The following is a 26943-nucleotide window of genomic DNA, read 5'->3' as shown; positions in this document are numbered from 1 at the left end:
GTATGCATCGAAGCGGACCTCTTGTCTATTGCTCAAACCGGTGAATTGTACCGGCCCCCGCGTCAGCGTGACGGTTACACATCACCGGTGTATTCACCGCGCGCCGGGTAGTTGTTGGGGATGGCGAAATCCAGCGCTGCCACCAGTTCCGCGAAATGCGGGCGCACAAACGGCATGGTCTGCACCGAACCGTAATACAGCGTCTGCTCCGGCGTCACCAGGAACAGGCCGGGCTCGGAAAACAGCGCCGGCTCCTCGATCCCGATCGAGGTCTTGCCGCGCGAGGTGGAGATGTAAAGCCCCCATTCCTTGGCCACAGATAGCGGCAGATCATAGCCGAAACGCAGCTCCTTGGCCTCGATCTTGTCCGCCATCGCGCGGGTGCGCTCCTCGCCGTCGGAGCTGATGGCGATGCAGTTGACGCCGCGCTCGGCAAAGGCGGCGACCTTCTTCTCGAATTCCTTCAGATAGGTGGCGCAGATCGGGCAGTGCAGACCGCGGTAGAAGCAGATCACGGTGCCGCGCTCGGCATTTTCCGCGGACAGGTCAAACTGGCCGTGGTCCAGCGTCGGCAGGGTCAGGTCCGGGGTCTTCTGGCGGGGGATCAGCATTAGAACGCTCCGTTTTGAGTGATGTGAGTGCTGTGAGTGGTGTGAGTGGTGGTGCTTGCCTAACTGTATTGCGCAGTTTAATGTCGTATAAATCCGAAAAACCTGACGAGAACACCGGAAATATGGACCGCCTCACCACATTGATGGACCGCTTTCAGCTGGCCGTGCAGGCTGCCGGGCCGGGGGAGGCCAATCTGATCGCATTGGCGGACAGCACCGGCGCGCCGGTGCGCATCCTCTATTGCACCCGGGGGGCGATGCAGGAGCTGGATCCGGCCACCGTGATGTGGTCGGCGCGGGTGGAGTGGTCGGGGCAGAGCAACCCGTTTCTGGCCGCTTTGCCGCAACTGGTGGAGTACGACATCACCAGCAACGCCGAAGCGCAGGGGCTGGTGCGGCTGATGCAGGAGGAAGCCGAGGGCCAGCACTGCGGCGCGCAATCGGTGATCAACCGGTTGGGCGAGGTTCTGATGGTGCGCCTGTTGCGCAACCAGATCCAGAAAGGCGCGACAGAGCCAGGGCTCTTGGCGGGCCTCGCCGATCCGCGCCTCAGCCGCGCCATCGTGGCGATGCATGATCACCCCGGCAGGCTTTGGACCAATGCCGATCTGGCGCAGGAGGCGGGATTGTCGCTTTCGCGCTTTGCGGAACTCTTCGCGGCAGAGGTGGGCGAAACCCCGATCGGCTACCTGCGCCGCTGGCGGCTGATCCTGGCGCACCAGGACCTTGCGCGCGGCGATAGGGTGGAGGCGGTGGCGCGCCGCTATGCCTATACCAGCCCCGAGGGCTTTACCCGCGCCTTCCGCAAGGCCTATGGCGTCGCGCCGGTTTCGCTGAGGGCGGCTGCTGCATAGCGCCCCTAACTTCATCTTTGCTCAAATACTCCCGCCGGAGGCAACGGCGCATCAGCGCCGTCCCCTTACGGTTTCCAGGTCAGGAAGTTGCCGATCATCCGCAGCCCGGTGGCCTGGCTTTTCTCCGGGTGGAACTGCATGCCCACCATCGTGTCGCGGCCAATGACGGCGGTCACGTCGCCGGCATAATCCACATGCGCCAGACGTTCCGCCGGATTGGCCACACGGAAATGGTAGGAGTGCACAAAATACACGTGATCGCCGCTCTGGATGCCGTCAAACACCGGGTGCGCGTGGTCGATCACCAGATCGTTCCAGCCCATGTGCGGCACCTTCAGCTCCGGATCCGCCGGCGCGATCTTCACCACGTCGCCGCCGACCCAGCCGAGGCCGGGGGTTTCTTCATACTCATGCCCGGTGGCCGCCATCAGCTGCATGCCGACGCAGATGCCCAGGAACGGCCGGCCCTTCTGCTCCACCGCCTCGACCATGGCGTCATAGATGCCTTTATGGCCGCGCAGCTCTGCCGCGCAGGCGGGGAAGGCGCCGTCGCCAGGCAGGACCAGCCGGTCGGCACGCGCCACAACCTCGGCATCCGAAGTCACTACAACCTCGCCCGCGTCCATTTCCCGCGCCATGCGCTGAAAGGCTTTCTCGGCGGAGTGCAGGTTGCCGGATTCGTAGTCAATGATCGCGGTCAGCATGTCAGAGTGCGCCCTTGGTGGAGGGAATCGCATCCGCCTTGCGCGGGTCGGTCTCCACCGCCAGCCGCAGCGCGCGGGCGAGCGCCTTGAAGGCCGCCTCGGCGATGTGGTGGCTGTTGAACCCGTGCAGCTGGTCGATATGCAGGGTGATGCCGCCATGGGTGCTGAGCGCCTGGAAGAACTCGCGCACCAGCTCGGTGTCAAAGGCGCCGATCTTCTGGGTCGGCAGCTCCAGGTTCCAGATCAGGAAGGGGCGCGCCGACAGATCCAGCGCGCAGCGCACCTGGGCGTCATCCATCGGCAGGTGGCACTCGCCGTAACGGCGGATGCCCTTCTTGTCCCCCAGCGCCTGCACCAGCGCCTGACCCAGCGCGATGCCGGTGTCCTCAACCGTGTGGTGGTCGTCGATGTGATAGTCGCCCTTGGCGCGGATCGTCATGTCGATCAGCGAATGGCGCGCCAGCTGGTCCAGCATGTGGTCGAAGAAGCCAACCCCGGTCTGGTTGTCGTAAGCCCCGGAGCCATCCAGGTTGATCTCCACGGAAATCTCGGTTTCCGCGGTTTTGCGGGTCACTTTGGCGGTACGCATCAGCGGCTGTCCTTCGTCATGCTGCACGGGCGCTTATAGGGCGGGCAGGGGGCATGGCTCAAGTGCGGCATTATGCATGGGGTGCAACCTGTTGCGCAATTCCGGTCCCTTGCGCCCGCCGGCGCCCCGTGCGAGCTTGGGCGTAATTTCCTGATCAGCCATGAGAGCCGACCATGTCCACCTGCGTCTTTGTCCAGATCCGCTGCAAACCCGGCACCACCTACAAGGTGGCCGAGGAGATCGCCCTGCGCGAAATCCACTCCGAACTCTATTCCACCAGCGGCAATTTCGACCTGCTGATGAAGCTCTACATCCCCAGCGGCGAGGACGTCGGAAAATACATCAACGACAAGCTGCTTCAGATCGAAGGGATCGAACGCTCGCTGACCACCATGACCTACAAGGTCTTCTAGGCCACGCTCCGGCGTCGCAGCCGACAGCAAAACGCCCCGCACTGCGGGGCGTTTTTCGTTTCACGGGGCTGAGGCCGGATCAGGCGGCGATCAGTCCGCGGTCTTTCAGCTCCTGATAGGCTGTGTCGACGCCGGCCTTCATCCGCTTCAGCATCTCGTCGACCTCATCCTTGGTGATGATGATCGGCGGGCACAGGGCCAGCGCATTGCCCGCCACCGCGCGCAGGATCAGCCCGTTGGCCTCGCAGGCCTTCTGTGCGGCCGCGCCCGCCGCGCCCTTCTCGAAGCTCGCGCCGGTGGTCTTGTTCGACACCAGCTCCAGCGCCGCGATCAGTCCCTTGCCGCGCACTTCGCCCACCAGCGGGTGGTCGGTGAAGATCTCGCGCAGCTGCGCCTGCATGTAGGCGCCCACCTCAGCGGCGTGCTCGAACAGGTTGTCGCGCTCGTAGATTTCCAGCGTCTTCAGCGCCGCGGCGCAGGCCGCCGGGTGGCCGGAATAGGTGTAGCCGTGGCCAAATACGCCGACCTCGTTGGTCTGGTCGATCATCGCCTCGTACATCCAGCCGGGAATGACCGAGGCCGAGATAGGGAAATAGGCCGAGGACAGCTGCTTGGCGAAGGTCATCAGGTCCGGCTTGATGCCCATGGTGGTGCAGCCGAAATCCGCGCCGGTGCGCCCGAAGCCGCAGATCACCTCATCCGCCCAGATCAGGATGCCGTGCTTGCGCAACAGCGCCTGCAGTTTCTCGTAATACCCCTCCGGCGGCACGATCACGCCCGACGCGCCGGTGATCGGCTCGACGATCATCGCGGCGATGGTGTCGGGGTCTTCCGCCAGAATCTGCTGTTCCAGGTTGTTGATGATGCGGTCGACGAACTGTTCTTCGGTCTCGTTGCCCTGGCGGCCCGTATAGTAATGCGGCGCGTCCGAGCGCAGGATGTGCAGCGCCTCCAGCGGTGCATCGAAATGCGCCAGATTCGCGGGCAGCGAGGTCAGCGAGCCCGCCGCAACCGTCACCCCGTGATAGCCGCGCTCGCGGGTGATGATCTTGCGCTTCTCCGGCTTGCCGATGGCGTTGAAGTAATAGCGCAGCATCTTGTAGTGGGTGTCGTTGGCATCCGAGCCGGAGTTGCCAAAGAAGATATAGGCATCCTCCACCGGCACCATCGCTTTCAGCTTCTCGGCCAGTTCCATGATCGGCTTGTGGGTCTTGCCGCCAAAGGTGTGGGTGAACGGCAGCTTGTGCAGCTGCTCGGTGATTGCATCCATCACCTCGGTGTTGCTGTAGCCCAGCGAGGTGCACCACAGGCCTGCCAGCCCTTCGATGTATTTGTTGCCGTCCGTGTCATAAACATAGATGCCTTCGCCGCGGTCCAGGCACAGCTGCTCTGTCGCGGTGAAATTGGTGGTGGGATAGATGACTGGGGCCATGGCCAAACTCCTGCGATGATCTGCCCGTGAGCATTGTTTGGCAGTAGCATTGGCCTGTTTTTCAGCCCGCGTCAAAGGAATTTGATCAAATTTTACGAGGGCGTTTTAAAAAGCGAAAGGCCGCCCCGGAGGGCGGCCTTTTCGTTTCCCGATGGAGCGGGCGATGAGATTCGAACTCACGACCCTTACCTTGGCAAGGTAATGCTCTACCCCTGAGCTACGCCCGCGCTGCCATCCGGTGACGCGGTGAATAGGAAATCCGGCAGGAGGCTGCAAGCGGAAAATGACAGGAAGGTGAAGAAAGTCCGGCCGGCGCAGCGGTCTGGAAAAGCGAAAGGCCGCCCCGGAGGACGGCCTTTTCGGCTTTCGAATGGAGCGGGCGATGAGATTCGAACTCACGACCCTTACCTTGGCAAGGTAATGCTCTACCCCTGAGCTACGCCCGCGCTGCCATTCGGTGAGGCGGTGTTTAGGGTTTTCCCAAACGGGCCGCAAGAGGAAAATTTCAGAACCTCGCAAGTAACTGTGGATAAGCATTATTCTGCCGCCTTGAGGAACTCCGCGAGGCGGTTTTCCAACGCGGCAAGATCCTTGGTCTCACATTCCCAGATGGTCAGAACCTGCCAGCCCGCGCCCCGCAGCGCGGCCAGGTGTTCGGCGTCGCGCTCAACATTGCGCAGCAGTTTCGGCTCCCAGTAATTGCGGCGCGAGGACGGGATGCGCCCGGCGCGGCAGTCATGCAGATGCCAGAAACAGCCATGCACGAAGATCACCTTGCGCCGCGGCCCAAAGACGAGGTCGGGTTTGCCGGGCAGGTCCTTGCGGTGCAGCCGGTAGCGGAAGCCCATGCCATGCACCATCCGCCGCACCAGCATTTCCGGCTTGGTGTGCTTGGCGCGGATCTTCGCCATATTGGCGCTGCGCCGTTCTGGTGTCAGCTTGTCGGCCATTCCACCTTGTGCCTGGATTGTTCCACCATGCGGGCATGGTAGCTGGTTTCAATCCGGCAGGAAATGAAGGCGCTGGCCGGGCAGGGCGGCAGCCCCAGCGCCTTGATCAGCTGGGCGTCCTTCTGGCCTTCCAGCAGCACTATCCGCTCGCGGGCCAGCATGTCACGGGTCCCATGGCCGCCATCGGCGCGGATGCGGCGCATGAAATCCTTCTGCTGCGCCACGGCTTCGACCACGTCGCGCGGAATAGGCCGTCCCTGGATCAGCCGGAACAATTGCGCCATCCGCTCATTGCCGGTCTCGCCTGCGAAAATCCGCTCCACCGCCGCTTCATCGGCGGTGCGCCAGAAGTTGGCGGGATAGGGCTGATCCTTCAAGAGCCATAGGATATGGCCGAACCCCTCGGCGGAGATACTGCGCTTGGCATCCTTGTTCTGGCCGTGCGTCAGGTACTCGGACCGGGCGATGATCAGGCCGAGGTAGCAGCGCGCCCGGACCTCATCGGCGGCGACCAGCAGGCAGGCGCAGTCAATCGCCTCGGTTGGAATCATCCAGTTGCCGCCCATGGTGTGCTTGATGTCGACATCCTGGCCCAGGATCTCGGTATCCAGTCGCCCCTTGCGCAGTTTCAGCAGCGCCCGCAGCTCGATCTCGACCCTTGTGCCGATATAGGTCTTCTCGGTCTTCTCCAGCTCTTCATAGGCGCGCCGCCCGGTCTTGGGCGTCATGATCACATCGTCGATGCATTGGCGAAGCATCTGCGGCACATCGTATTCCAGCGCCAGCGCGCCGCCGGCACGGGTGGTGATCTCCTCCGCCAGCGGAAAGAGGACGCCGAAATCCGGATGGCCAGGCAGGACAAGACTGTCGGGGAGTTTTTGTTTCATAGTGAGAGAAATTTCGAGAAATCCCGCCCGGCCGACAGGCCGGGCAGCGCCCAACCGTCCCCACGGGCGGGCGCTACGCTTCCACCCGCGGTTGCGCGCTGCCCTCCGTGTGTCAAGGGAGGGCGTTTTGAAAGGGAGTAGGCTTTAAGCCCGCACAGCATGCAGTTTCGGCTTCGCAATCGCCGCCTTCAACTCACGCGCCACGGCCTCGGCTACCGGCGGCGGGAAGGCATTGCCGACCTGACGGTAGGCATTGGTCTTGGCGCCGGTGAAATGCCAGGCGTCCGGGAAACCCTGAATGCGCGCGACCATCCGCACAGTGAGGCGCGGCATGTCGTTGTGGAAGGGATCCGGCGCCTCATTGGCGATGGTGCGCCCCTCAACCCCCAAGGCCGCCCAGGCGCGCCGCGCGCGGGTCGGGCCCAGGTCCGGGCCGCCGTGTTTCTTGGAGCCGCCAACGATGGTCGGCGCAATCTCGTCTGCCTTGGCCGCCCAGTCATCGGCGCCGCGCCAGCCGCGCTCCTTCATCAGGTCCACTAGGGTCGCACCCACGGTCGGCGGGTTGTGCGGCAGCGGCTCAGGCCAGTTGAACTGGCCTGCGAATTCCTTGCGCAGGGCAACGATTGCAACCCGCGGCCGCAGCTGCGGTACCCCGAAATCCGACGCATTCAGCAACCGCCAGTCGGTCTCATACCCCAGCTTCGAGAGCTGCTTCTTGAGCTTCTCGCGGTAGTCATGGAACACCGCATCCAGAAAGCCGCGCACGTTCTCGATCATCACCGCGCGGGGGCGGGTGGCATCGACGATCTCGATCGCATCGTCGAACAGGTTGCGCTCGTCCTTCTCGCCCAGCTGCTTGCCCGCGACAGAGAACGGAGGGCAGGGCAGGCCGCCGGCCAGCAGGTCGATGCCCTTGTAATCGCCCGCAACCTCCTTGAACTTGCGCACGTCTTCTTCCAGCACGTTCCAGGTGGGGCGGTTGTGGCGCAGGGTGGCGCAGCAGTGCTTGTCGATCTCAACCAGCGCCGTGTGGTCAAAGCCCGCCGCCTCGAGACCGAGGGCCTGGCCGCCCGCACCTGCGCATAGTTCTACCGATGTCAGCATTCTGCTCTGTCCGCCCGTTTCTGTTCTTGCTCTGTTCCTAGGCGGTAAAGCGATTCCGCACAAGGTTTTCTGCACCCGGCCAGACTATGCGGAAATGCCTAAAAGCGAAAGGCCGCCCTAAGGGCGGCCTGTCCGTTTCCCGATGGAGCGGGCGATGAGATTCGAACTCACGACCCTTACCTTGGCAAGGTAATGCTCTACCCCTGAGCTACGCCCGCGCTGCCATCCGGTGAGCGGTGAAATAGGTATTCCGGCGCTGGGCTGCAAGCAAAAAATCAGCCTGCAGCCGAAAAAAAGTGCCTGCGCTCCGACGGAACAGACTCAGGGCTGCGTGTCACTGGCACACCGCCGGATTTCAGAGGGAGTTTGGAGCCATGCTGTGGAAAGATTATGTGCGGATCGGCGGCCTCGCGGCGGCGATCGCCTTGGCCTGCGTCCTGCCGGGCGCGCAACAGCCGGGCACAGCGCAGGGTGACGGCTGGAAACAGCAGATCGAAGGCATCGCCCCGGTGCGGGTAGACACGGTTGAACTGCCGGCTCCGGTGGAATTCAACGCCTGATCGGGCAAGGCCTGTCCCGGACCGGGACGCGAGCTGAAGACCGCGTCAGCCGGTCCGCAAGAGCCAATGAAAAAGGCGCCCTGCCGGCCGGCAGGGCGCCCTGGTTTTACTCGAATGGACCGTGCGGCTTATTCCAGCTCGACCAGCAGGTCCTTGGCGTCGATCTGGCCGCCGGCCTGAACATGCACGGCTTTCACCACCGCGTCGCGTTCGGCGTGGATGCCGGTTTCCATCTTCATTGCTTCGATGGTCAGCAGCATGTCGCCCTCGTGCACCTGCTGGCCCACCTGCACCGCGACAGACGCCACAACACCCGGCATCGGCGCACCAACGTGGTTCGGGTTGCCGGCTTCCGCCTTGGGGTTGGCCTGGGTTGAGGCCTTGACCAGGCGGTTCGGCACCCGGATCACGCGGGGCTGGCCGTTCAGTTCGAAGAACACCTTCACCTCGCCCTTCTCGTCGGTCTCGGAAATCGCCTGCAGGCGGATTTCCAGGGTCTTGCCCGGATCGATCTCGGCGGTGATCTCCTCGCCCGGCTCCATGCCATAAAAGAAGGTTTTGGTCGGCAGGGTGCGCACCGGGCCGTACTGGCGGTGGCGGCCCATGTAGTCCAGGAACACCTTGGGGTACATCNGCTCCATGCCATAAAAGAAGGTTTTGGTCGGCAGGGTGCGCACCGGGCCGTACTGGCGGTGGCGGCCCATGTAGTCCAGGAACACCTTGGGGTACATCAAGTAGCCGTTCAGGTCCTCGTCATCGACGGTGAAGCCTTCCAGCTGCTTGGACAGATCCGCGCGGACCGCTTCCAGGTCGACCGGCTCCAGGTGCGCGCCGGGGCGTTCGGTGTTCGGCGCTTCGCCCTTCAGCACCTTGGACACGATGCYTTCCGGGAAGCCGCCCGGGGGCTGGCCCAGGTTGCCGCGCATCATGTCGACCACCGAGTCGGGGAAGGCGACGTCGGTCTTGGGATCCTCGACCTGCGCACGGGTCAGGCCTTGGGAGACCATCATCAGCGCCATGTCGCCAACCACCTTGGAGGACGGGGTCACCTTGACGATGTCGCCGAACATCTGGTTCACGTCAGCATAGGTCTGCGCCACATCGGCCCATTTCTCTTCCAGACCCAAGGAGCGCGCCTGCGCCTTCAGGTTGGTGAACTGGCCGCCCGGCATCTCGTGCAGGTAGACCTCCGAGGCCGGGGCCTGCAGGCCGCTTTCGAAGGCCGCATACTGCGCCCGTACCTGCTCCCAGTARCYGGAGATCTCGCGCACCTTGGCGATGTCGATGCCGGTGTCGCGGTCGGTATTGCGCAGCGCCTCCACGATGGAGCCCAGGCAGGGCTGCGAGGTGCCGCCGGAGAACGCGTCCATTGCCGCGTCCACCGCATCCACGCCGGCATCCGCCGCCGCCAGGATGGTGGCCCCGGCCACGCCGGAGGTGTCATGGGTGTGGAAATGGACCGGCAGGCCGACCTCTTCCTTCAGCGCCTTGACCAGCTGGCGGGCGGCGGCGGGCTTCAACAGGCCTGCCATGTCCTTCAGGCCAAGGATGTGGGCGCCGGCGGCCTCCATCTCCTTGGCCATGCCGACGTAGTACTTCAGGTCGTACTTGGCGCGGTTCGGGTCCAGGATGTCGCCGGTGTAGCAGATGGTGCCTTCGCAGACCTTGCCGCTCTCGACCACCGCGTCCATGGCGACGCGCATGTTCTCGACCCAGTTCAGGGAGTCGAAAACGCGGAACACGTCAACGCCGGTTTTCGCCGCCTGGCGCACGAATTCCTGCACCACGTTGTCCGGATAGTTGGTGTAGCCAACGCCGTTGGAAGCGCGCAGCAGCATCTGGGTCATCAGGTTCGGCATCCGCTCGCGCAGGTCGCGCAGGCGCTGCCAGGGGCATTCCTGCAAAAAGCGGTAGGCCACGTCAAAGGTCGCACCGCCCCAGCACTCGACCGAGAACAGCTGGCTGAGGTTCTGGGCGTATGCCGGCGCCACCTTGATCATGTCGATCGAACGCATCCGGGTTGCCAGCAGCGACTGGTGGCCGTCGCGCATGGTGGTGTCGGTCAGCAAGAGCTGCCGCTGCGCCTTCATCCAGTCGGCCACCGCCTGGGCGCCCTTCTGCTCCAGCAGGTTGCGGGTGCCATAGGGCAGGTTGCCCACGTCCGCCTTCGGCGCGCGCGGCTCTTTCAGGTCGGCGGCGGGGGCCGCGCGGCCTTCGGTCTCCGGGTGGCCGTTGACGGTGATGTCCGCGATATAGGTCAGCACCTTGGTGCCGCGGTCGCGGCGCTTCTTGAACTGGAACAGGTCCGGGGTCTCGTCGATGAACTTGGTGGTGTATTCGTTCGACAGGAAGGTCGGGTGCTTCAGCAGGTTCTCGACAAAGGCGATGTTGGTGGAAACACCGCGGACCCGGAATTCGCGCAGCGCGCGGTCCATGCGGGCAATCGCCTTTTCCGGGGTCGGCGCCCAGGCGGTCACCTTGGTCAGCAGCGAGTCATAATAACGGGTGATCACGCCGCCCGCATATGCGGTGCCGCCGTCCAGGCGGATGCCCATGCCGGTGGCGGAACGGTAGGCGGTGATGCGGCCGTAGTCCGGGATGAAGTTGTTCAGCGGGTCTTCGGTGGTCACGCGGGTCTGCAGCGCGTGGCCGTTCAGGCGGATGTCGTTCTGGCTGGCCTTGCCGGTGGCCTCGGCAATGGTCTTGCCCTCGGCGATCAGAATCTGCGCCTGCACGATGTCGATGCCGGTGACCTCTTCGGTCACGGTATGCTCTACCTGCACCCGCGGGTTCACTTCGATGAAGTAGAACTTGCCGTCGTTCATATCCATAAGGAATTCGACGGTGCCCGCGCATTCATAGTTCACGTGCTGGCAGATCTTGCGGCCCAGGTCGCACAGTTCCGCGCGCTGTTCTTCGGACAGATAGGGGGCCGGGGCGCGCTCGACCACTTTCTGGTTGCGGCGCTGCACCGAGCAGTCGCGCTCGAACAGGTGGTAGATCTCACCGTGCTTGTCGCCGAGGATCTGCACCTCGACGTGGCGGGCGCGGGTGATCATCTTCTCCAGGTAGCCCTCGCCGTTGCCGAATGCGGCTTCGCCCAGCACTTCGGTCGCCGGAATGACCGGGACGCCGGCTGCGATCGCCACCTTGCGGGCCGAGGCCTTGTCGCCAAGGGCGCGCATGGTTTCGGCCTTGGGGCCGATAAAGGTGATGCCGTTGCGGGCGCAGGCATCGACGAAATCCGGGTTTTCCGACAGCAGGCCGTAACCGGGGTGGATCGCATCGGCGCCGCTTTCCTTGGCGACGCGGATGATCTCGTCGATCGACAGATAGGCCGCCACCGGGCCCATGCCCTCGCCGATCCGGTAGGCTTCGTCCGCCTTGAACCGGTGCAGGCCGAGCTTGTCCTCCTCGGCATAGACGGCGACGGTGCGTTTGCCCATTTCGTTGGCGGCGCGCATCACGCGGATCGCGATCTCGCCACGGTTGGCAATCAGGATTTTTTTGAAGTCGGTCATGTCACCCTCGGGGTCCGTGCAAGTTGGTGCAGTGTTAGGCGGATATTATCGGACCGCACAACAGTAGTTCTGGGTATTTCCGGCATGATTGCGCTCTCAAGCGGCCTGTTTTTCCATTCCTGATCCGCCTTCTGCCCGATCATGCATCCGTACTGCGCAGTTCCGGGTTCCGCTAACAATTGCAGAATCCGCTGAAATTTTGCATCTGCGGCATGTTTTTGTAACTATTTTTGCTGCGGTGCAGCGGAAAAGTGACGCTGCGGATGCGTCATTTTGGCGCAATTTTCCGGGTTTTGCGCAAAATGCGCCGGCTGCGCGCGCGTTCAGTCCAGTTGGCGCAGCTGCAGGTTGCGGGCCTCTGCCAGGCCGGACAGGCCCAGCTGGCCCATGTTGGCCTCCATGTCCTTGGCCAGGATGCTGATCAGATGTGCTGGCCCGGCCTCCCCCAGGGCGGCCAGCGCATAGTGGAAGGCGCGTCCAAGCATGACGAAATCCGCCCCCAGTGCCAGCGCCCGCAGGATGTCCAGCCCGCCCCCGATACCGCTGTCAAAGATCACCGGCACGCTGACTGCGTCACGCACCTCAGGCAGCAGGCTGATGGCGGGCGGGCAGCCGTCGAACTGGCGGCCGCCGTGGTTGGACAGCCAGATCGCATCCGCGCCCGCCTCCTGCAGCCGCTGCGCATCCGCCGCCCGCTGCACGCCTTTGAGGATCAGCGGCCCGTCCCAGTGGCGCCGCAGCCAATGCACATATTCCCAGTCGGGGGAGGTGCGCAGCAGGTAACCGATATGGGCCGTCGGCGGCAGGTTGGCCTGTTCGCCGCTGATGTATTTGTCCAGCGTCCGCATATGCGGCATTCCCGCCCGTGCCATTGCCAGCGCCCAGGCGGGCCGCATGGCGATCTGCGCCAGCAGGCGGAGGGTCAGCCGCGGCGGCTGCGTCAGGCCGGAGCGCGTCTGCCGTTCCCGGCGCGAAGCAACCGGCACATCCACTGTCAGAACCAGGGTGCGGAACCCAGCGTCCCGCGCCCGCGCCAGCAGATCGGCGCGGATGCTTTCATCCTTGGGCGGATACAATTGAAACCAGGCGTCTGACCCCAAATGCGGCGCCAGATCCTCTGGCGACTGGCTGGCCACCGTGGACAGGCAGTAGGGAATGCCGGCCGCTCTTGCGCTGCGGGCCAGGATGCCCTCCGCATCCGGCCAGATCAGCCCGGACATGCCGACCGGAGCGACCCCGAACGGGCAGGCGTGCCGCGTGCCCAGCAGTTCAACGGACAGATCCGTCTCCACCGGCCCGTGCAGCACCGAGGGCAGCATTCCGATCCGGTCCAGCCCGGCACGGTTCCGCGCCTTGGCCGCCTCAGTTCCGGTGCCGCTGTCCAGATACTCCCAGACAAACCGGGGCAGGCGCCTGCGCGCGCGCTGTTTCAGGTCGTCAATTCCCGGGTATGTCTGATGCAGATCCATGCGGGCATTGGTACGCGGACTGGAGGTTTGTGCAAGGGAAAGCGCCGCTGCCGGTCAGCGGCGCCAACGGCCCTGCGCGGCTCAGGCCGCGCCTTTCTTCTTGGCCTGGACCCTGCCGGGATCCGGCAGGGCGGCAGGGTCCCGGGGCAGGGGGCTGGTGCCATCGGCGACGCAAACCTGGTTGCGCCCCTTGGCCTTCGCCTCATAGAGCGCCTCATCCGAGGCGCGCAGCAGATCCTGCGGCATGGTGCCATGCGCCGGGTAATGGGCCACCCCCAGGGAGATCGAGATCCGCGGCAGCGCCTTTTCGCCATAGCGCACCGCCACATCCTCGATCGCCTGGCGCAGCAGTTCGGCCTTGGTGACGGCATCTTCCGGGCACACGCCCGGCAGCAGCAGCGCGAATTCCTCGCCGCCGGGGCGGCAGGCCACCTCGTCGCCGTCGCAGGCCTGCGCCATCGCCGCGCCGACCGCGCGCAGCACCATGTCGCCGGCATCGTGGCCGTGGTTGTCGTTGAACTTCTTGAAATGGTCCACGTCGATCGACACCACGCTCAGCGGCTTGCCGCTGTTCTGGCTGGCGCCGACGAACTTGCGCAGCGTCTCGGTCATGTGGCGGCGGTTGAACAGCCCGGTCAGCGGATCCCGCACCGACTGGTCATGCAGCTGGTCGCGCATCCGCACGTTGGCAATCGCCATGCTGATCTGCTCGGCGCACATCTGCGCCAGCGGCTTGCAGCCGGAGAAATCACCAGCGCGGCCGGGCCGTGCCCGCAGATGCATCAGGCCAACGGTCTCGCCATGGGCAAGGATCGGAAAGCAGAAATAGGGCCGCCCGTCATGCGGCTTGGCGTGCTCGCAGGTGAACTCCACCTCCGAGGCTCCGAACTCATAAGTCCGGCCGCGGCGCAGGCCCCAGCATTCGCCCGGCTGGATGTGGTCCTTGTGGCTGCCGCCGTTCCAGCTGGAACAGCCATCCAGCACGTCGCGCGAATTGGAGAACACATAGATGCTGCCCTCCGAATCCGGAAGCAGATGGCCCATGAACTCCGACACCATGCCGAACAGCTCATCCAGCGAGCGGCAGGACTGCAGCCACTCGTTCAGCTCCCCCAGCAGTTTCACCTCCCGCGCCAGCTGCAGCTGGTTTGCCATAATTTCCTGGTCCTTGGCGGACCGTTCCTCGATCTGGCGCAGGCTGCGGCGGTTGGTTCTGTAGACAACAACAGAGACAATGGTCACCGCCGCAACCGTCACCAGCGAAATCAGTGCCAGCGAGATGCGGACACGGGTGATGAAGGTGTTCCGCACATCGGTAATGTCCGAGTAGAACTCGATTGCCCCGATGAAAATCCCGTCATGCATGACGGGGGAGTACACTTCGGCCACCTCGCGGTACGGAATCGAGCCATCCGCATTGACCGCGGCCTCCAGCCCGTCCACCTCGGTCGCAGGCCTTTCTTCGTGTTTGTAGTAGATCAGGCCCTGCGCAACGACGGACTGGAAATAGGGTTTGGTGTTCCTCTCGCCAATATTCTCGCGCCGCGTTGACCAGAAAATCGTGCCGTCCGCCGCAAACAGCTTCAGCCGGTAAACGTCCGAGGTTTCCGGCACCAGGCTCAGATACTCTTCGTCATGGTCATTCAGATCGCCCACGATAAAGGCGTCCTTGCTGCTTGACAGATGCAGCAGAACCGACCGCCGCCAGGTGTCGGCCTGTTTGCGCAGATCCGCCTCCAGCATCCGGTCAACAATGGGCGCGGGGACAGAGTAGACCGCCCGGGCCGCCAGGGCTGCCGCTGCCAGCAGCAGCGGAAGAAGCGAAAAGGATTTGAGCTTGGCAGCCAATTTCCGGGCAGGCCCGTGTGTCATGTCGGTCCTCAGTCAATCTGCATTTGAGCAAGAATTGCCTGGCTGCCTTTACAGAATGTGAAAAAATCACCTTTTGCTTGCTAATAATGTAAAAAATGCCACCAGTAGGATATGTTTCCGGGGGCGGAATATACTGCTGCCCAAGTGAACAGACTGTGAACGTCCTCTTTCCGCCGGGCCTGAATCAGTCTAGGATCGCGGCCATGAGCAGTTTTGACGAAATGGACGCCTTTGAGGGCGCATCGCTGTCGTCCCGCGCCATGGCTGCGCGGCCGATGCCCTATCTGGACACGCTGAACCCGGCCCAGCGGGAGGCGGTGGAATGCCTCGACGGCCCGGTGCTGATGCTGGCCGGCGCCGGCACCGGCAAGACCAAGGCGCTGACCACCCGCATCGTGCATCTTCTCAGCACCGGCAGGGCCCGCCCGAACGAGATCCTGTCAGTGACCTTCACCAACAAGGCCGCGCGCGAGATGAAGGAGCGGGTGGCGGGCATGCTCGGCCAGGCGGTCGAGGGGATGCCCTGGCTCGGCACCTTCCACTCCATCTGCGTCAAGCAGCTGCGCCGCCACGCAGAGCTGGTCGGGCTGAAATCGAATTTCACCATCCTCGACACCGATGACCAGATCCGCCTGCTGAAGCAGCTGATCCAGGCCGCGGGTATCGACGACAAACGCTGGCCCGCGCGGATGCTGGCAAACATCATTGACGATTGGAAAAACCGCGCCCTGACACCGGACAAGGTGCCTGCAGGTGACGCCAGCGCCTACAACAACCGCGGCATCGAATTTTATGCTCAGTACCAGACCCGCCTGCGAGAGCTGAACGCGGTCGATTTCGGCGACCTGCTCCTGCACATGGTCACGATCTTCCAGAACCACCCCGACGTGCTGGAGCAGTACCAGCGCTGGTTCCGCTACATCATGGTGGACGAATACCAGGATACCAACGTCGCCCAGTACCTCTGGCTGCGGCTCTTGGCGGGGGCGCACAAGAATATCTGCTGCGTCGGCGACGACGACCAGTCGATCTACGGCTGGCGCGGTGCCGAGGTCGGCAACATCCTGCGGTTCGAGAAGGATTTCCCCGGCGCCATGGTGGTCCGGCTGGAGCAGAACTACCGCTCCACCGGCCATATTCTGGCTGCCGCCTCCAACATCATCCGCGGCAATGCCGGCCGTTTGGGCAAGGAGCTGTGGACCGATGCCGGCGACGGCGAGAAGGTCCGGCTGATCGGCCACTGGGACGGCGAGGAAGAGGCCCGCTGGATCGGCGAGGAGATCGAGGCGATGCAGCGCGGCACCCGCGGGCAGGCGCCCATCGGTCTCAACAGCATGGCGATCCTGGTCCGCGCCTCTCACCAGATGCGCGCGTTCGAGGATCGCTTCCTCACCATCGGCCTGCCGTACCGGGTGATCGGCGGCCCGCGCTTCTATGAGCGGCTCGAGATTCGCGATGCCATGGCCTATTTCCGCGTCGTGACCTCGCCCGAGGACGATCTGGCGTTCGAGCGCATCGTCAACACGCCCAAGCGTGGCCTTGGCGACAAGGCGCAGCAGACCATTCAGGGGCTGGCGCGTGAAAACGGCGTCTCCTTGGTGGAGGGCGCGCGCATCGCGGTGGAAACCGGCCAGATCAAGGGTAAGGGCGGCGGCGCTCTGCGCCAGCTGGTCGAGGGCATCGCCCGCTGGGGCCGCATGGCCGGCGACGCGGACATCACCCATATGGAGCTGGCCGAGATCATCCTGGACGAGTCGGGCTATACGGCCATGTGGCAGAACGACAAGAACCCGGATTCGCCCGGCCGACTGGAAAACCTCAAGGAACTGGTGAAGGCGCTGGAGAGCTTCGAGAACCTCCAGGGCTTCCTCGAGCACGTCAGCCTGGTGATGGACAACGACAAGCAGGACGCGGATGAGAAGGTCTCGATCATGACCCTGCACGCCGCCAAGGGCCTGGAGTTTCCCGCGGTCTTCCTGCCGGGCTGGGAGGACGGTCTGTTTCCCTCGCAGCGCTCGATGGACGAAAGTGGCCTCAAGGGGCTCGAGGAGGAACGCCGCCTGGCCTATGTCGGCATCACAAGGGCGGAGCAGATCTGCACCATTTCCTTTGCCGGCAACCGCCGGGTCTTCGGCCAATGGCAATCGCAGCTGCCCTCGCGCTTCATCGACGAACTGCCCGAGGAGCATGTCGAGGTGCTGACCCCGCCGGGTCTTTACGGCGGCGGCTACGGCGCGGCAGCGCCGGGGGCAGGGCAGGTGAGGTCCTCCATCGAAGAAAAGGTGGCGCAGGCGGACGGCTATAACTCCCCCGGCTGGAAACGGATGCAGGCCCGTGCGGGCCAGTACGGCATGTCGCAGCCGAAGGAGAGCAGGAACACGGTGATCGACCTCACCGCCACCTCCAGCTTCACCCTGGGGGAAAGGGTGTTCCACCAGAAGTTCGGCTATGGCGCCATTACCGGTATCGAGGGCGACAAGCTGGAAATTGATTTCGAGAAGGCGGGCCCCAAGAAGGTGGTGGCCAAGTTCGTCACCGCCCCGGACGACGTTCCGTTCTGATCTTTCCTGTTCTGTACCGGCTTGGCCGGCGGATCGGATCGCGCAGCGATCCGATCCGGGCGCAGGCGCGGCGGGCAGCTATGCTGCCCGCCGCGCCTGCGCCACCCTCCATTGCCCGAAGAACCGCGCGATCTGCCCCGGGCTAAGCCCGGCTGCAGCCGCATGCCTGCGGTGCGGCGTGATTTTTTCGGAACTCCCAAACAAGAAACGGCGGCGCCCAGGGAGGAGGAGGGGCACCGCCGTTCTGTCAAACACCGGGTATCAGGGAGGAGGAGATCCCGGTGATCCAAGCCCGGCCTTCGGCCGGTATAGGGTGCGGCGGCATCAGGGAGGAGGAGGATGCCACCGCAAAAGACAGGCCCTTCAAGGGAGGAGGAGAAAGGACCTGATCTCTATTCAGTTGTTCTCGTAGGCCGCCTGATAGGCGACGCGTTTGATTTCGGACCGGTTCAGGCCCAGGTCTGCCAGATCGCGGTTGGTCAGCGCGGACAGCTCGTTGACGGTCTGGCGGTACAGGCGGTAGCGAACGAACTTGACCAGCAGGGCATCCAGGAAGCCTACCGGGGATGCAATGCTCACCGCGGAGATCTGTTGTGCTGCTGCCATCGTTCTGTTCCTTCGTCTATCGTCTCGTCGTCTGCCGCTGTGGCATTTCTTGAATGACAATTTAAGGATATGCTGCAGATGCACAATCCCGTGCTTCGTCATTGCTGCTATGCGGCATGTGCATGGGTGACGCGGGGTAGGTCTTTGTAATCGGCCAAGATTTTCAGCAGTTTGTTGCGCAGCTGTATAGTTTCCGGGCATGCCGCTGCGGGCCGTGCATGGCTTGGGCGGCAGCGGATTGACACATCCGCCTCCCCTTAATTGCGGCAAACGCGCTAGCCGGGTTTCCTGCGCGCCGGCCCGCGCATATATATAGGCCGGATTTGACACAGGGGAGCAGCCATGACCGTCACACAGGAACAGATTCGCGCGGTGCTGGAGCGGCTGGCGCTGCCGGATGGCGGCACCCTGGTGTCGCGCGACATGCTGCGGGCGCTGCGCATCGAGGGCAGTAAGGTAAGCTTTGTGATCGAGGCGCCAAGCCCCGAGATCGCCAAGCTGATGGAGCCGCTGCGAAAGGCCGCGGAGGCGGCGGTGCTGTCGCTGGAAGGTGTTGAAACCGTCTCCGCTGCCCTGACCGCCCATGCGCCGCAGCAGCCCGCCCCCAGCCTCAAGGTCGGCGGCCACCCGAAACCGCAGGCGGAGCCGCTGAAGCCGGCAGGCGTCAAGCGCATCCTGGCGATTGCCTCCGGCAAGGGCGGGGTGGGCAAATCCACCGTTGCGTCGAACCTCGCCGTGGCGCTGGCCAAACAGGGGCGCAAGGTAGGGCTGCTGGACGCCGATATCTACGGCCCCTCCCAGCCCCGCATGATGGGCGCCAAGGGGCGGCCTGCCAGCCCCGACGGCAAGATCATCGAGCCGCTGCACGCCCATGGCGTCACCCTGATGTCGATCGGCTTCATGCTGGAGGAGGGCAAGGCGGTGGTCTGGCGCGGCCCGATGCTGATGGGCGCGCTGCAGCAGATGCTGGGCCAGGTGAACTGGGGCGAGCTGGACGTGCTGATCGTCGACCTGCCGCCCGGCACCGGTGACGTGCAGCTGACGCTCTGCACCAAGGCGGAGCTGTCCGGCGCCATCGTCGTCTCCACCCCGCAGGACGTGGCGCTGCTGGATGCGCGCAAGGCGATGGACATGTTCAAGACGCTGAAGACCCCGGTACTGGGGCTGATCGAGAACATGTCCTTCTTCACCTGCCCGGACTGCGGCGGCGAGCATCACATCTTCGGCCACGGCGGCGTCGCGGCAGAGGCCGAGACGCTGGGGCTGCCGCTTTTGGGCGCGCTGCCGATTGATCTGGAAACCCGCCTGGCCGGAGACGGCGGCACGCCCATCGCGGCGGGGGAGGGGCCGATGGCCCGGGCCTACGCCCGCATCGCCGAAGGCCTGATCGGCGGCGGCATGGCCTGAGGCGCTCATCCGCCCCTAAATATAGAGAGAGCACTGAAAGGCCTGCCATTCCGGCGGGCCTTGTGAGTCAGCACGGCCAACCGCGCTGCAATTCGGGCGCGGATGAGATTGCCTGCTGCAAATGGGACTGCATGGCACCTGCAGCACCGCGTGGGATCTTATGGGGCGGCCGGGAAACCATGGGACAGCCGGGAAATCATGGGATCGGCGGGATTTCATGGGCGGCATGGGAAATCATGGTCCGTTTTCCGCCCAATCCCTCTTGCAGACGCGAATCACCCGGTGTTGAAACGCTGTTGCGGGGCATTTCCGGCGCTTCCGCGGGCTGGAGTGTGCGAACGTAAGGGGAACTTTTCGGAATTCTGGCGCCGGGCAGGCGGAATCGCGGGAAACTATGGGAAAAAAATTGCGGCCGCAACTCACCTCTATATCTGGTGTTTGTATGGGGTTTTCTCACAACAAGTTCCGAAACCTCCGCTGAATCAATCGCGAATCTGGTCCGAATCTTCGGATTCCCTGTCAAGGCTTCGGCGGCTTCCCGCAAAAAACAGTTGCGGGACCATCAATTCCCATAGTATCCCTAGTTCATCAGATGAGACGAGGGACGGGGCGCCAAACGACCCCAGAGCCAAAAACAAAACAAGCAGGTTTCATACAGGCCTTCGCTTTCATCGAACAAGAGATCCGGCGCGCGGGCGAGCAGACATCCCCCCAGGTGGCGCGTGCAGTCGGACATCCCGCAAAGCGGGCCAAGGCGGCGGGTTGATCAGTGGCAGCAGATCAACCCGCCCCTTTTCATTCTGGGGGACGGATCAACGCGAGGGACGCGCGAAAAGGACGGGAAATTGGGCCGCAGGTTCAGAGGCGAAAGCCACCACAAGGTGGACAGCAAGGGGCGGGTGTCAATTCCTGCCTCCTTTCGCCGTGTGCTGGAGGCCGCCGATCCCAACTGGCAGCCCGGCCAGAACCCGGAACTGGTGATCGTCTACGGCGACCAGCGCCGCAACTTCCTGGAATGCTATACTATAGAGGCGATCGAGGAGGTCGACGCCAAGATCGACCAGCTCCCGCGCGGCTCGATGCAGCGCAAGATGCTGCAGCGCATGTTCCACGGCCAGTCGTTCCCGACCAACGTGGATGAAACCGGCCGCCTGGTGCTGCCTGCAAAACTGCGCCAGAAGATCGACCTTGAGGCAGAGGCCTTTTTCATCGCTGCGGGCGACACCTTCCAGATCTGGAAGCCGGAAACCTACGAGCAGGAAGAACTGGCCCAGGCCGAAGAATGGATGGAAGACCTGCCCGAAGGCTTCGATCCGATGGAATTCCTAGACGGCGCCGGGGGCGCTTAAGACATGACCCAGGACCAAACAGCTGCCAATGGTCCCCACATCCCGGTTCTCCTCCGCCCGCTGCTTGCGGCCGTGGCCCCGGTCGCGGGCCGCTGGCTGGACGGCACCTTCGGCGCCGGCGGCTATACCCGCGGCCTGTTGGAGGCGGGCGCCGAGCAGGTGATCGGCGTCGACCGCGACCCGCTGGCCTTTGAATTGGCAAAACCCTGGGCTGGGGAGTACGGCGACCGCCTGATCCTGCAGCCGGGCGTCTTTTCCCGCATGGATGAATACGCCCAGGACCTCGACGGCGTGGTGCTGGACCTTGGCGTCTCCTCGATGCAGCTGGACCTGGCCGAACGCGGCTTCTCCTTCATGAAGGACGGCCCGCTGGACATGCGGATGTCCCAGTCCGGCCCTTCCGCCGCCGATCTGATCGCGGAACTCACCGAGGCGCAGATCGCCGACATCCTGTTCCACTACGGCGAGGAACGCGCCAGCCGCCGCATTGCCAAGGCGATTGTCCGGGAGCGCGCAATCGAGCCGATCACCACCACCCTGCGCCTTGCAGGCATCATCGAGAGCTGCCTGCCGCGCCCCAAGCCCGGCCAGTCGCACCCGGCGACCCGCAGCTTCCAGGGCCTGCGCATCGCGGTGAACGCCGAATATGACGAGCTGTTCGAGGGCCTGCTGGCCGCCGAACGGGCGCTGAAGCCCGGCGGCCTGCTGGCCGTCGTGACCTTCCACTCGGTCGAGGACCGCATGGTCAAGCGCTTCTTCCAGCACCGCGCGGGCAAGACCGGCCGTGCCAACCGCTGGGCGCCGGAGCAGGAAGAGGCGCCGTCACAGTTCGAACTGGTCACCCGCAAGGCGGTGGGCCCGGACGAGCAGGAGCTGGCCGAAAACCCGCGCTCCCGCTCCGCCCGCCTGCGGGTCGGGCGCCGGACGGACGCCGCACCGGGGCCGATCTCGGCCAAGGAGCTTGGAATGCCGCAGTTGAAAGAGGCGCGTAAATGAAGACTTTGCTGTATGCCGCAACCTGCCTGGCCGTCTTCGGCCTCGCCTTCTGGGCCTACCGCGAAAACTACGCCACCCAGCAGGTGCTGAAAGACACCCGCGCGCTGCAGCGCGAAATCGGCGCCGCCCAGGTGCGCCTCAGCGTGCTGCGCGCCGAATGGGCCTATCTCAACCGCCCGCAGCGCCTGCGCGACCTGGCCGACATCAACTTCGATAGCCTCGGCCTGCTGCCGCTGCGCCCCGACCAGTTCGGCCGCGTCGATGAGGTCTCCTACCCGGCGCCGCCGGAGCTGGAGATCGAAAACGAAATCGAAGTCTCCGGTTTGAATGCCGGCCGGGCCACGGGGGGCAGCCAGCCATGATCCGCACGCCGCTCCGCCCGCTGGCCCGCATCCTGCACGCCCGCGCAAGCGGCGAAAACCCGGATGTGATCGAAGAGGAAAACATCAGCCTGCGCCACCATGAGATGCAGGTGCAGGCCCGCCAGCGCGCCGAGGGCCGGCTTCTGGTGCTGGGCCTGTTTTTCGTCTGCGCCTTCGGGGCGATCATCGCCCGCATGGGCATGACCGCGGTGTCTGAACCGGCGGAACCCGTGGCCAGCGTTCCCGGCGCTGCCATTGCCGCGCAGCGCGCCGACATCGTCGACCGCAACGGCAGCCTGCTGGCCACCAATTTCGAAACCCATTCGCTCTATGCCCAGCCGCCGCAGATGATCGACCCCGTCGGTGCCGCGGAAAAGCTGGTGGAGATCTTCCCCGACCTCGACCGCGAGCGCCTGATCAAGGACTTCACCGGCAAGCGCAAGTTCCTGTGGGTGAAGAAGAAAATCAGCCCCGAGCAGCTCCAGGCGGTGCATGATATCGGCGACCCCGGCCTCTTGTTCGGCCCGCGCGAAATGCGGCTTTACCCGAACGGCAGCCTGGCCGCCCATGTGCTGGGCGGGGCCGGTTTCGGCAAGGAAGGCGTGAACGCGGCAGAGGTGATCGGCGTTGCCGGTGTCGAACGCCAGTTCGACGACTACCTGCGCGACCCGGCCAATGCCGGCAAGCCGCTGCAGCTGTCGCTGGACCTCACCGTGCAGGCAGCGGCGGAGCAGGTGCTTTATGGCGGCATGAAGCTGATGAACGCCAAGGGCGCCACCTCGATCCTGATGGACGTCCATACCGGCGAGGTGATCTCGGTGGTGTCCTTCCCGGATTTCGACCCCAACGACCGGCCGCGGCCGCCGACTTCCGGCTTCGACCCCTCCGACAGCCCGCTGTTCAACCGCGCGGTGCAGGGGGTGTATGAGCTGGGCTCGACCTTCAAGATTTTCACCGCCGCGCAGGCGATGGACCTGGGCCTGGTCAACGCCGACACCGTCATCGACACCCGCGGCCCGCTGCGCTGGGGCCGCTTTGCGATCCGCGATTTCCGAAACTACGGCAACGAGATGTCGGTGACCAAGATCATCGTCAAATCCTCAAACATCGGCACCGCGCGGCTGGCGCAGCAGATCGGTGTGGAGCGGCAGAAAAGCTTCCTCGACACCCTTGGCATGCTGGAGCCGACCCCGTTCGAGATTTCCGAGGCCGCAGGCGGCAAGCCGCTGCTGCCCGCCAACTGGTCGGAGCTGTCGGCGATGACCATCTCCTACGGCCACGGCATCTCCACCACGCCGATGCATCTGGCGGCGGGCTATGCGGCGGTGGCCAATGGCGGCCGTTACGTGGCGCCAACGATTCTGAAACAGACCGCGCCGCAGCTGGGCGCGCGGGTGATGAGCGAGGCCTCCGCCGCCGCCGCGCGCAAGATGTTGCGCAAAGTCGTGAGCGAGGGCACTGCGTCTTTTGCCGAGGTCGAGGGCTATCAGGTGGGCGGCAAGACGGGCACCGCCGACAAGCCCAAGCCCCGCGGCGGCTATTATGATGACAAGGTGATTGCCACTTTTGCCTCGATTTTCCCGGCACATGACCCGAAATACGTGCTGATCGTGACGCTGGACGAACCCTCCATCATCGCCCACGGCGAGGAGCGCCGCACCGCAGGCTGGACCGCCACCCCGGTGGCGGCTGAGATGATCGGCCGTGTCGCGCCGCTCCTGGGCCTGCGTCCGCAAGTTGAACCCGCAGAGGTGACTGGTATAACCCTCACCTCGAACTGACACAGGTGAGGGCCGCCATGAGCAGCAGCAGACCAGACCAGCCTCTGAGCCAATTGGGGCTCACTGCCCGCGGCGGCGCCGACCCGCAGATTTCCGGACTGGCGGTGGACAGCCGCGAGGTGCGCGACGGGTTCCTGTTTGCCGCCCTACCGGGCAGACAGGTGCATGGCGCCAAGTTCATTCCCGGAGCACTGGAGAAAGGCGCAACCGCCATCCTGACGGACGCCGCAGGGGCAGAAATTGCCGCCAAGGTTCTGGACGAAAGCCATGCCGCGCTGGTGGTGGTCGAGGACCCGCGCCAGACGCTGGCCTACGCCGCCGCCTTGTGGTTCGGCGGCCAGCCGCAGACCGTGGTGGCGGTCACCGGCACCAATGGCAAGACCTCCGTGGCGACCTTCGTGCGCCAGATCTGGTCCGAGCTGGGCCATGAGGCCGTCAACATGGGCACCACCGGCATCGAGGGCGCCTGGAGCTACCCGCTGGCCCATACCACGCCGGAGCCGATCACCCTGCACCGCGCGCTGGCAGAGGCCGCGGCGGCAGGTGTGACACATGCGGCGATGGAGGCCTCCTCGCACGGGTTGGACCAACGCCGCCTGGACGGGGTGCAATTGGCAGCCGCGGGCTTCACCAACTTCACCCAGGACCACCTGGATTATCACGAGACCTTTGACGCCTATTTCGCCGCCAAGGCAGGCCTGTTCCGCCGGGTGCTGCCGGACGAGGGTGTCGCCGTCATCAACATGAACGACCCCCGCGGCGCCGAGATGCGCGCGGTGGCCGCTGCCCGCGGGCAGGAAGTGATTTCTGTGGGCCGCGGCCTGGGCGATCTGAACCTGATGGGCATGCGTTATGACGGCACCGGCCAGGATGTGCGGTTCGCCTGGCATGACAAGCCGTACCAGGTGCGGCTCAATCTGATCGGCGGCTTCCAAGCAGAAAACGTGCTCTTGGCCTGCGGGCTGGTGATTGCCGGTGGCGAGGACCCGGAGCGGGTGTTTGAAACCTTGCCGCATCTGACCACCGTGCGCGGCCGGATGCAGCTGGCGGCATCGCGCGACAATGGCTCGGCGGTGTTTGTCGACTACGCCCATACGCCGGATGCGGTGGCCAGTGCCATCAAGGCGCTGCGCCCGCATGTGCTGGGGCGGCTGATTGCCATTGTGGGCGCCGGCGGCGACCGCGACACCACCAAACGCCCGCTGATGGGGCAGGCGGCACACAAGAACGCCGATGTGGTGATTGTCACCGACGATAACCCCCGCAGCGAGGACCCAGCCATCATCCGCGCCGCGGTCAAGGGCGGCGCGCCGGACTGTATTGAGATCGGAGACCGCGCCGAGGCGATCCTGCGCGGCGCTGACATGCTGCAGGCGGGTGATGCGCTGATTGTCTGCGGCAAGGGTCATGAGACCGGCCAGACCGTCGGCGACACGGTGCTGCCGTTTGACGATGTGGAGCAGGCCAGCATTGCCGTGGCCGCGCTGGACGGGAGGATCGCATGACGCTCTGGACCGCATCTGAGGCCGCCGCGGCCACCGGCGGGCGGGCGCAGGGGGACTGGGCTGTCTCCGGCTTGTCGATCGACACCCGCACCATCGAATCCGGCGACATGTTCGTGGCGTTGAAGGCCGCGCGCGACGGCCATGACTTCGTGGCGCAGGCGCTGGAAAAGGGGGCAGGCGCCGCGCTGGTATCCCGCATTCCGGATGGAGTGCCTGCGGATGCGCCGATTTTGATCGTCGACGATGTGCAGGCGGGGCTGGAGGCCCTGGGCCGCGCGTCGCGCGCCCGCACGCAGGCCAAGGTTGTTGCCGTCACCGGCTCGGTTGGCAAAACTTCGACCAAGGAAATGCTGGCGAGGATGCTCAGCGATCAGGGCCGCACTCATGCCGCCGTTGCCAGCTACAACAACCATTGGGGCGTGCCGCTGACGCTGGCACGGATGCCGCGCGGCACCGAATACGCGGTGATCGAGATCGGCATGAACCATCCCGGCGAGATTGCGCCTCTGGCGAAACAGGCGCGCCCGCATGTGGCGATGGTGACTACCGTCGCGGCAGTACACCTGGAGGCGTTTGACAACGTCGAGGGCATCGCCCGAGAAAAAGCCTCGATCATGGAAGGGCTGGAGCCTGGCGGCGTCGCGGTCCTGAACGCCGATATTGCCGAGGCCCATGTGCTGAGGGACGTGGCCGCGGATCTGGGCGCAACCGCCCGCTGGTTTGGCGAAAGCGCCGCAGACTACACTCTGCAGTCCGCCGGGATCGAATGCGAGGAAACCGTCGCCCGCGCCACCGCCAATGGCCGCGAGGTTGAGTTGCACATTCAATCGCTTGGCGCCCATTTTGCAATGAATGCGCTGGGTGCGCTGGCCTGTGTCGAGGCGCTGGGTGCTGATCCGGTTAAAGCCGTCGAAAGCCTCGCCCTGTGGTCGCCGGTCAAGGGCCGCGGCGTGCGCGAGACGGTCCGGCTGGCGGGCGGCGACATCACCCTGCTGGACGACAGCTACAACGCCAACCCGACCTCGATGGCGGCAGCGCTGGCGGTGCTGGCGGCGACGCCGGGGCAGGGGCGCCGGATCGCCTATGTCGGCGACATGAAGGAACTGGGGCCGCAGGAGGTGCAACTGCACGCCGGGCTGGCGGCTCTGGACGCGGTACAGGGCATCGACAGGATCCACTGCATCGGCCCGCTGATGCAGGCGCTGCACGACGCCCTGCCGGAGGGGAAACGCGGCGGCTGGTACCGGACCAGCGCCGAGGCGGTGCCCGATCTGGCGGGCGAGATCCACGGCGGCGACATCGTGCTGGCCAAGGGCTCGCTCAGCATGGCGCTGGCCAAGATCGTTGACGGCATCCGCGAAATGGGTCACTCCACCCCCACACAAGAAAACGCATAAGAGAACGAGGGAA

22 protein-coding genes and 3 tRNA genes are annotated in these 26943 nt (G+C 64.6%); 11 read left to right on the top strand and 14 right to left on the bottom strand.

Annotation, left to right across the window (positions count from 1 at the left end):
* Positions 1 to 74 precede the first annotated feature (74 nt).
* Positions 75 to 611 carry a peroxiredoxin-like family protein gene (locus GKC28_RS13505; RefSeq protein ID WP_174147430.1) on the bottom strand — a complete coding sequence of 179 codons (537 nt, stop codon included), beginning with the start codon at positions 609 to 611 and terminating at the stop codon, positions 75 to 77.
* A 122-nt stretch (positions 612 to 733) separates the two neighbouring features.
* On the opposite strand from GKC28_RS13505, the gene GKC28_RS13500 reads away from it, so the two are divergent.
* Complete coding sequence (locus GKC28_RS13500) at positions 734 to 1465, top strand: AraC family transcriptional regulator (RefSeq protein WP_174147429.1); 732 nt, start codon at positions 734 to 736, stop codon at positions 1463 to 1465.
* Positions 1466 to 1530: 65 nt separating this feature from the next.
* Here GKC28_RS13500 and hisH read toward each other — a convergent pair whose 3' ends face one another.
* Both hisH and hisB read right to left on the bottom strand, forming a co-directional pair.
* On the bottom strand, positions 1531 to 2169 hold the full coding sequence (hisH, locus tag GKC28_RS13495; protein ID WP_174147428.1) for an imidazole glycerol phosphate synthase subunit HisH: 639 nt from the start codon (positions 2167 to 2169) through the stop codon (positions 1531 to 1533).
* A gap of 1 nt (position 2170) precedes the next feature.
* Positions 2171 to 2758 carry an imidazoleglycerol-phosphate dehydratase HisB gene (hisB, locus tag GKC28_RS13490; protein ID WP_174147427.1) on the bottom strand — a complete coding sequence of 196 codons (588 nt, stop codon included), beginning with the start codon at positions 2756 to 2758 and terminating at the stop codon, positions 2171 to 2173.
* Between the two features lie 173 nt (positions 2759 to 2931).
* Here hisB and GKC28_RS13485 point away from each other — a divergent pair, with 173 nt between their 5' ends.
* A complete protein-coding gene (locus GKC28_RS13485; protein ID WP_174147426.1) occupies positions 2932 to 3171 on the top strand; it encodes an Lrp/AsnC family transcriptional regulator in 240 nt (79 codons plus the stop codon).
* A gap of 79 nt (positions 3172 to 3250) precedes the next feature.
* On the opposite strand, the gene GKC28_RS13480 is transcribed toward GKC28_RS13485, so the two are convergent.
* The 7 genes from GKC28_RS13480 to GKC28_RS13450 form a co-directional block, all read right to left on the bottom strand.
* Positions 3251 to 4603 carry an aminotransferase gene (locus tag GKC28_RS13480; RefSeq protein ID WP_174147425.1) on the bottom strand — a complete coding sequence of 451 codons (1353 nt, stop codon included), beginning with the start codon at positions 4601 to 4603 and terminating at the stop codon, positions 3251 to 3253.
* A gap of 152 nt (positions 4604 to 4755) precedes the next feature.
* Positions 4756 to 4830, bottom strand: a tRNA-Gly gene (locus GKC28_RS13475).
* A gap of 144 nt (positions 4831 to 4974) precedes the next feature.
* Positions 4975 to 5049: transfer RNA gene (locus GKC28_RS13470), tRNA-Gly, on the bottom strand.
* 90 nt (positions 5050 to 5139) lie between these two features.
* Entirely contained in the window at positions 5140 to 5553 is a 414-nt protein-coding gene (locus GKC28_RS13465; protein WP_174147424.1) for a very short patch repair endonuclease, read from the bottom strand.
* The gene (locus GKC28_RS13460; RefSeq protein ID WP_174147423.1) at positions 5538 to 6440 is read right to left on the bottom strand and encodes a NaeI family type II restriction endonuclease; all 903 of its coding nucleotides are present in this window, start codon (positions 6438 to 6440) and stop codon (positions 5538 to 5540) included. The genes GKC28_RS13465 and GKC28_RS13460 overlap by 16 nt, the downstream gene beginning before the upstream one ends.
* A gap of 144 nt (positions 6441 to 6584) precedes the next feature.
* A complete protein-coding gene (locus tag GKC28_RS13455) occupies positions 6585 to 7544 on the bottom strand; it encodes a DNA cytosine methyltransferase (RefSeq protein ID WP_174147422.1) in 960 nt (319 codons plus the stop codon).
* 143 nt (positions 7545 to 7687) lie between these two features.
* A tRNA-Gly gene (locus tag GKC28_RS13450) sits at positions 7688 to 7762 on the bottom strand.
* Positions 7763 to 7918: 156 nt separating this feature from the next.
* On the opposite strand from GKC28_RS13450, the gene GKC28_RS13445 reads away from it, so the two are divergent.
* A complete protein-coding gene (locus GKC28_RS13445) occupies positions 7919 to 8104 on the top strand; it encodes a hypothetical protein (protein ID WP_174147421.1) in 186 nt (61 codons plus the stop codon).
* A 128-nt stretch (positions 8105 to 8232) separates the two neighbouring features.
* Here GKC28_RS13445 and GKC28_RS13440 read toward each other — a convergent pair whose 3' ends face one another.
* From GKC28_RS13440 to GKC28_RS13430, 3 genes are all read right to left on the bottom strand, one after another.
* On the bottom strand, positions 8233 to 11625 hold the full coding sequence (locus GKC28_RS13440) for a pyruvate carboxylase (RefSeq protein WP_174147420.1): 3393 nt from the start codon (positions 11623 to 11625) through the stop codon (positions 8233 to 8235).
* A gap of 323 nt (positions 11626 to 11948) precedes the next feature.
* Entirely contained in the window at positions 11949 to 13094 is a 1146-nt protein-coding gene (locus GKC28_RS13435; RefSeq protein WP_174147419.1) for an alpha-hydroxy acid oxidase, read from the bottom strand.
* 81 nt (positions 13095 to 13175) lie between these two features.
* Entirely contained in the window at positions 13176 to 14966 is a 1791-nt protein-coding gene (locus GKC28_RS13430) for a sensor domain-containing diguanylate cyclase (protein WP_174147418.1), read from the bottom strand.
* A 203-nt stretch (positions 14967 to 15169) separates the two neighbouring features.
* Here GKC28_RS13430 and GKC28_RS13425 point away from each other — a divergent pair, with 203 nt between their 5' ends.
* Positions 15170 to 17527, top strand: a complete 2358-nt coding sequence (locus GKC28_RS13425) for an ATP-dependent helicase (protein WP_174147417.1) — start codon at positions 15170 to 15172, stop codon at positions 17525 to 17527.
* Positions 17528 to 17923: 396 nt separating this feature from the next.
* Here GKC28_RS13425 and GKC28_RS13420 read toward each other — a convergent pair whose 3' ends face one another.
* A complete protein-coding gene (locus tag GKC28_RS13420; protein WP_174147416.1) occupies positions 17924 to 18133 on the bottom strand; it encodes a DUF1127 domain-containing protein in 210 nt (69 codons plus the stop codon).
* A gap of 342 nt (positions 18134 to 18475) precedes the next feature.
* On the opposite strand from GKC28_RS13420, the gene GKC28_RS13415 reads away from it, so the two are divergent.
* From GKC28_RS13415 to murF, 7 genes are all read left to right on the top strand, one after another.
* A complete protein-coding gene (locus tag GKC28_RS13415; RefSeq protein ID WP_174147415.1) occupies positions 18476 to 19540 on the top strand; it encodes an Mrp/NBP35 family ATP-binding protein in 1065 nt (354 codons plus the stop codon).
* Between the two features lie 845 nt (positions 19541 to 20385).
* Positions 20386 to 20889 carry a division/cell wall cluster transcriptional repressor MraZ gene (mraZ, locus tag GKC28_RS13410; protein WP_174147414.1) on the top strand — a complete coding sequence of 168 codons (504 nt, stop codon included), beginning with the start codon at positions 20386 to 20388 and terminating at the stop codon, positions 20887 to 20889.
* Between the two features lie 3 nt (positions 20890 to 20892).
* A complete protein-coding gene (gene rsmH, locus GKC28_RS13405; protein WP_174147413.1) occupies positions 20893 to 21885 on the top strand; it encodes a 16S rRNA (cytosine(1402)-N(4))-methyltransferase RsmH in 993 nt (330 codons plus the stop codon).
* Entirely contained in the window at positions 21882 to 22247 is a 366-nt protein-coding gene (locus tag GKC28_RS13400; RefSeq protein WP_174147412.1) for a cell division protein FtsL, read from the top strand. Before rsmH ends, GKC28_RS13400 begins: the two co-directional genes overlap by 4 nt.
* Positions 22244 to 24028, top strand: a complete 1785-nt coding sequence (locus tag GKC28_RS13395) for a penicillin-binding protein 2 (protein ID WP_174147411.1) — start codon at positions 22244 to 22246, stop codon at positions 24026 to 24028. The genes GKC28_RS13400 and GKC28_RS13395 overlap by 4 nt, the downstream gene beginning before the upstream one ends.
* Before the next feature lie 17 nt (positions 24029 to 24045).
* Positions 24046 to 25533, top strand: a complete 1488-nt coding sequence (locus tag GKC28_RS13390) for a UDP-N-acetylmuramoyl-L-alanyl-D-glutamate--2,6-diaminopimelate ligase (RefSeq protein ID WP_174147410.1) — start codon at positions 24046 to 24048, stop codon at positions 25531 to 25533.
* Entirely contained in the window at positions 25530 to 26930 is a 1401-nt protein-coding gene (gene murF, locus GKC28_RS13385) for a UDP-N-acetylmuramoyl-tripeptide--D-alanyl-D-alanine ligase (protein ID WP_174147409.1), read from the top strand. The genes GKC28_RS13390 and murF overlap by 4 nt, the downstream gene beginning before the upstream one ends.
* The last annotated feature ends 13 nt before the right edge of the window (positions 26931 to 26943 follow it).

Origin of the sequence: Leisingera sp. ANG59 (genome assembly GCF_013317235.1) — a bacterium.
Taxonomy (GTDB): domain Bacteria; phylum Pseudomonadota; class Alphaproteobacteria; order Rhodobacterales; family Rhodobacteraceae; genus Leisingera.
Note: the sequence above shows the minus strand (reverse complement) of the source record. Positions and strands in the feature narration are given on the sequence as shown.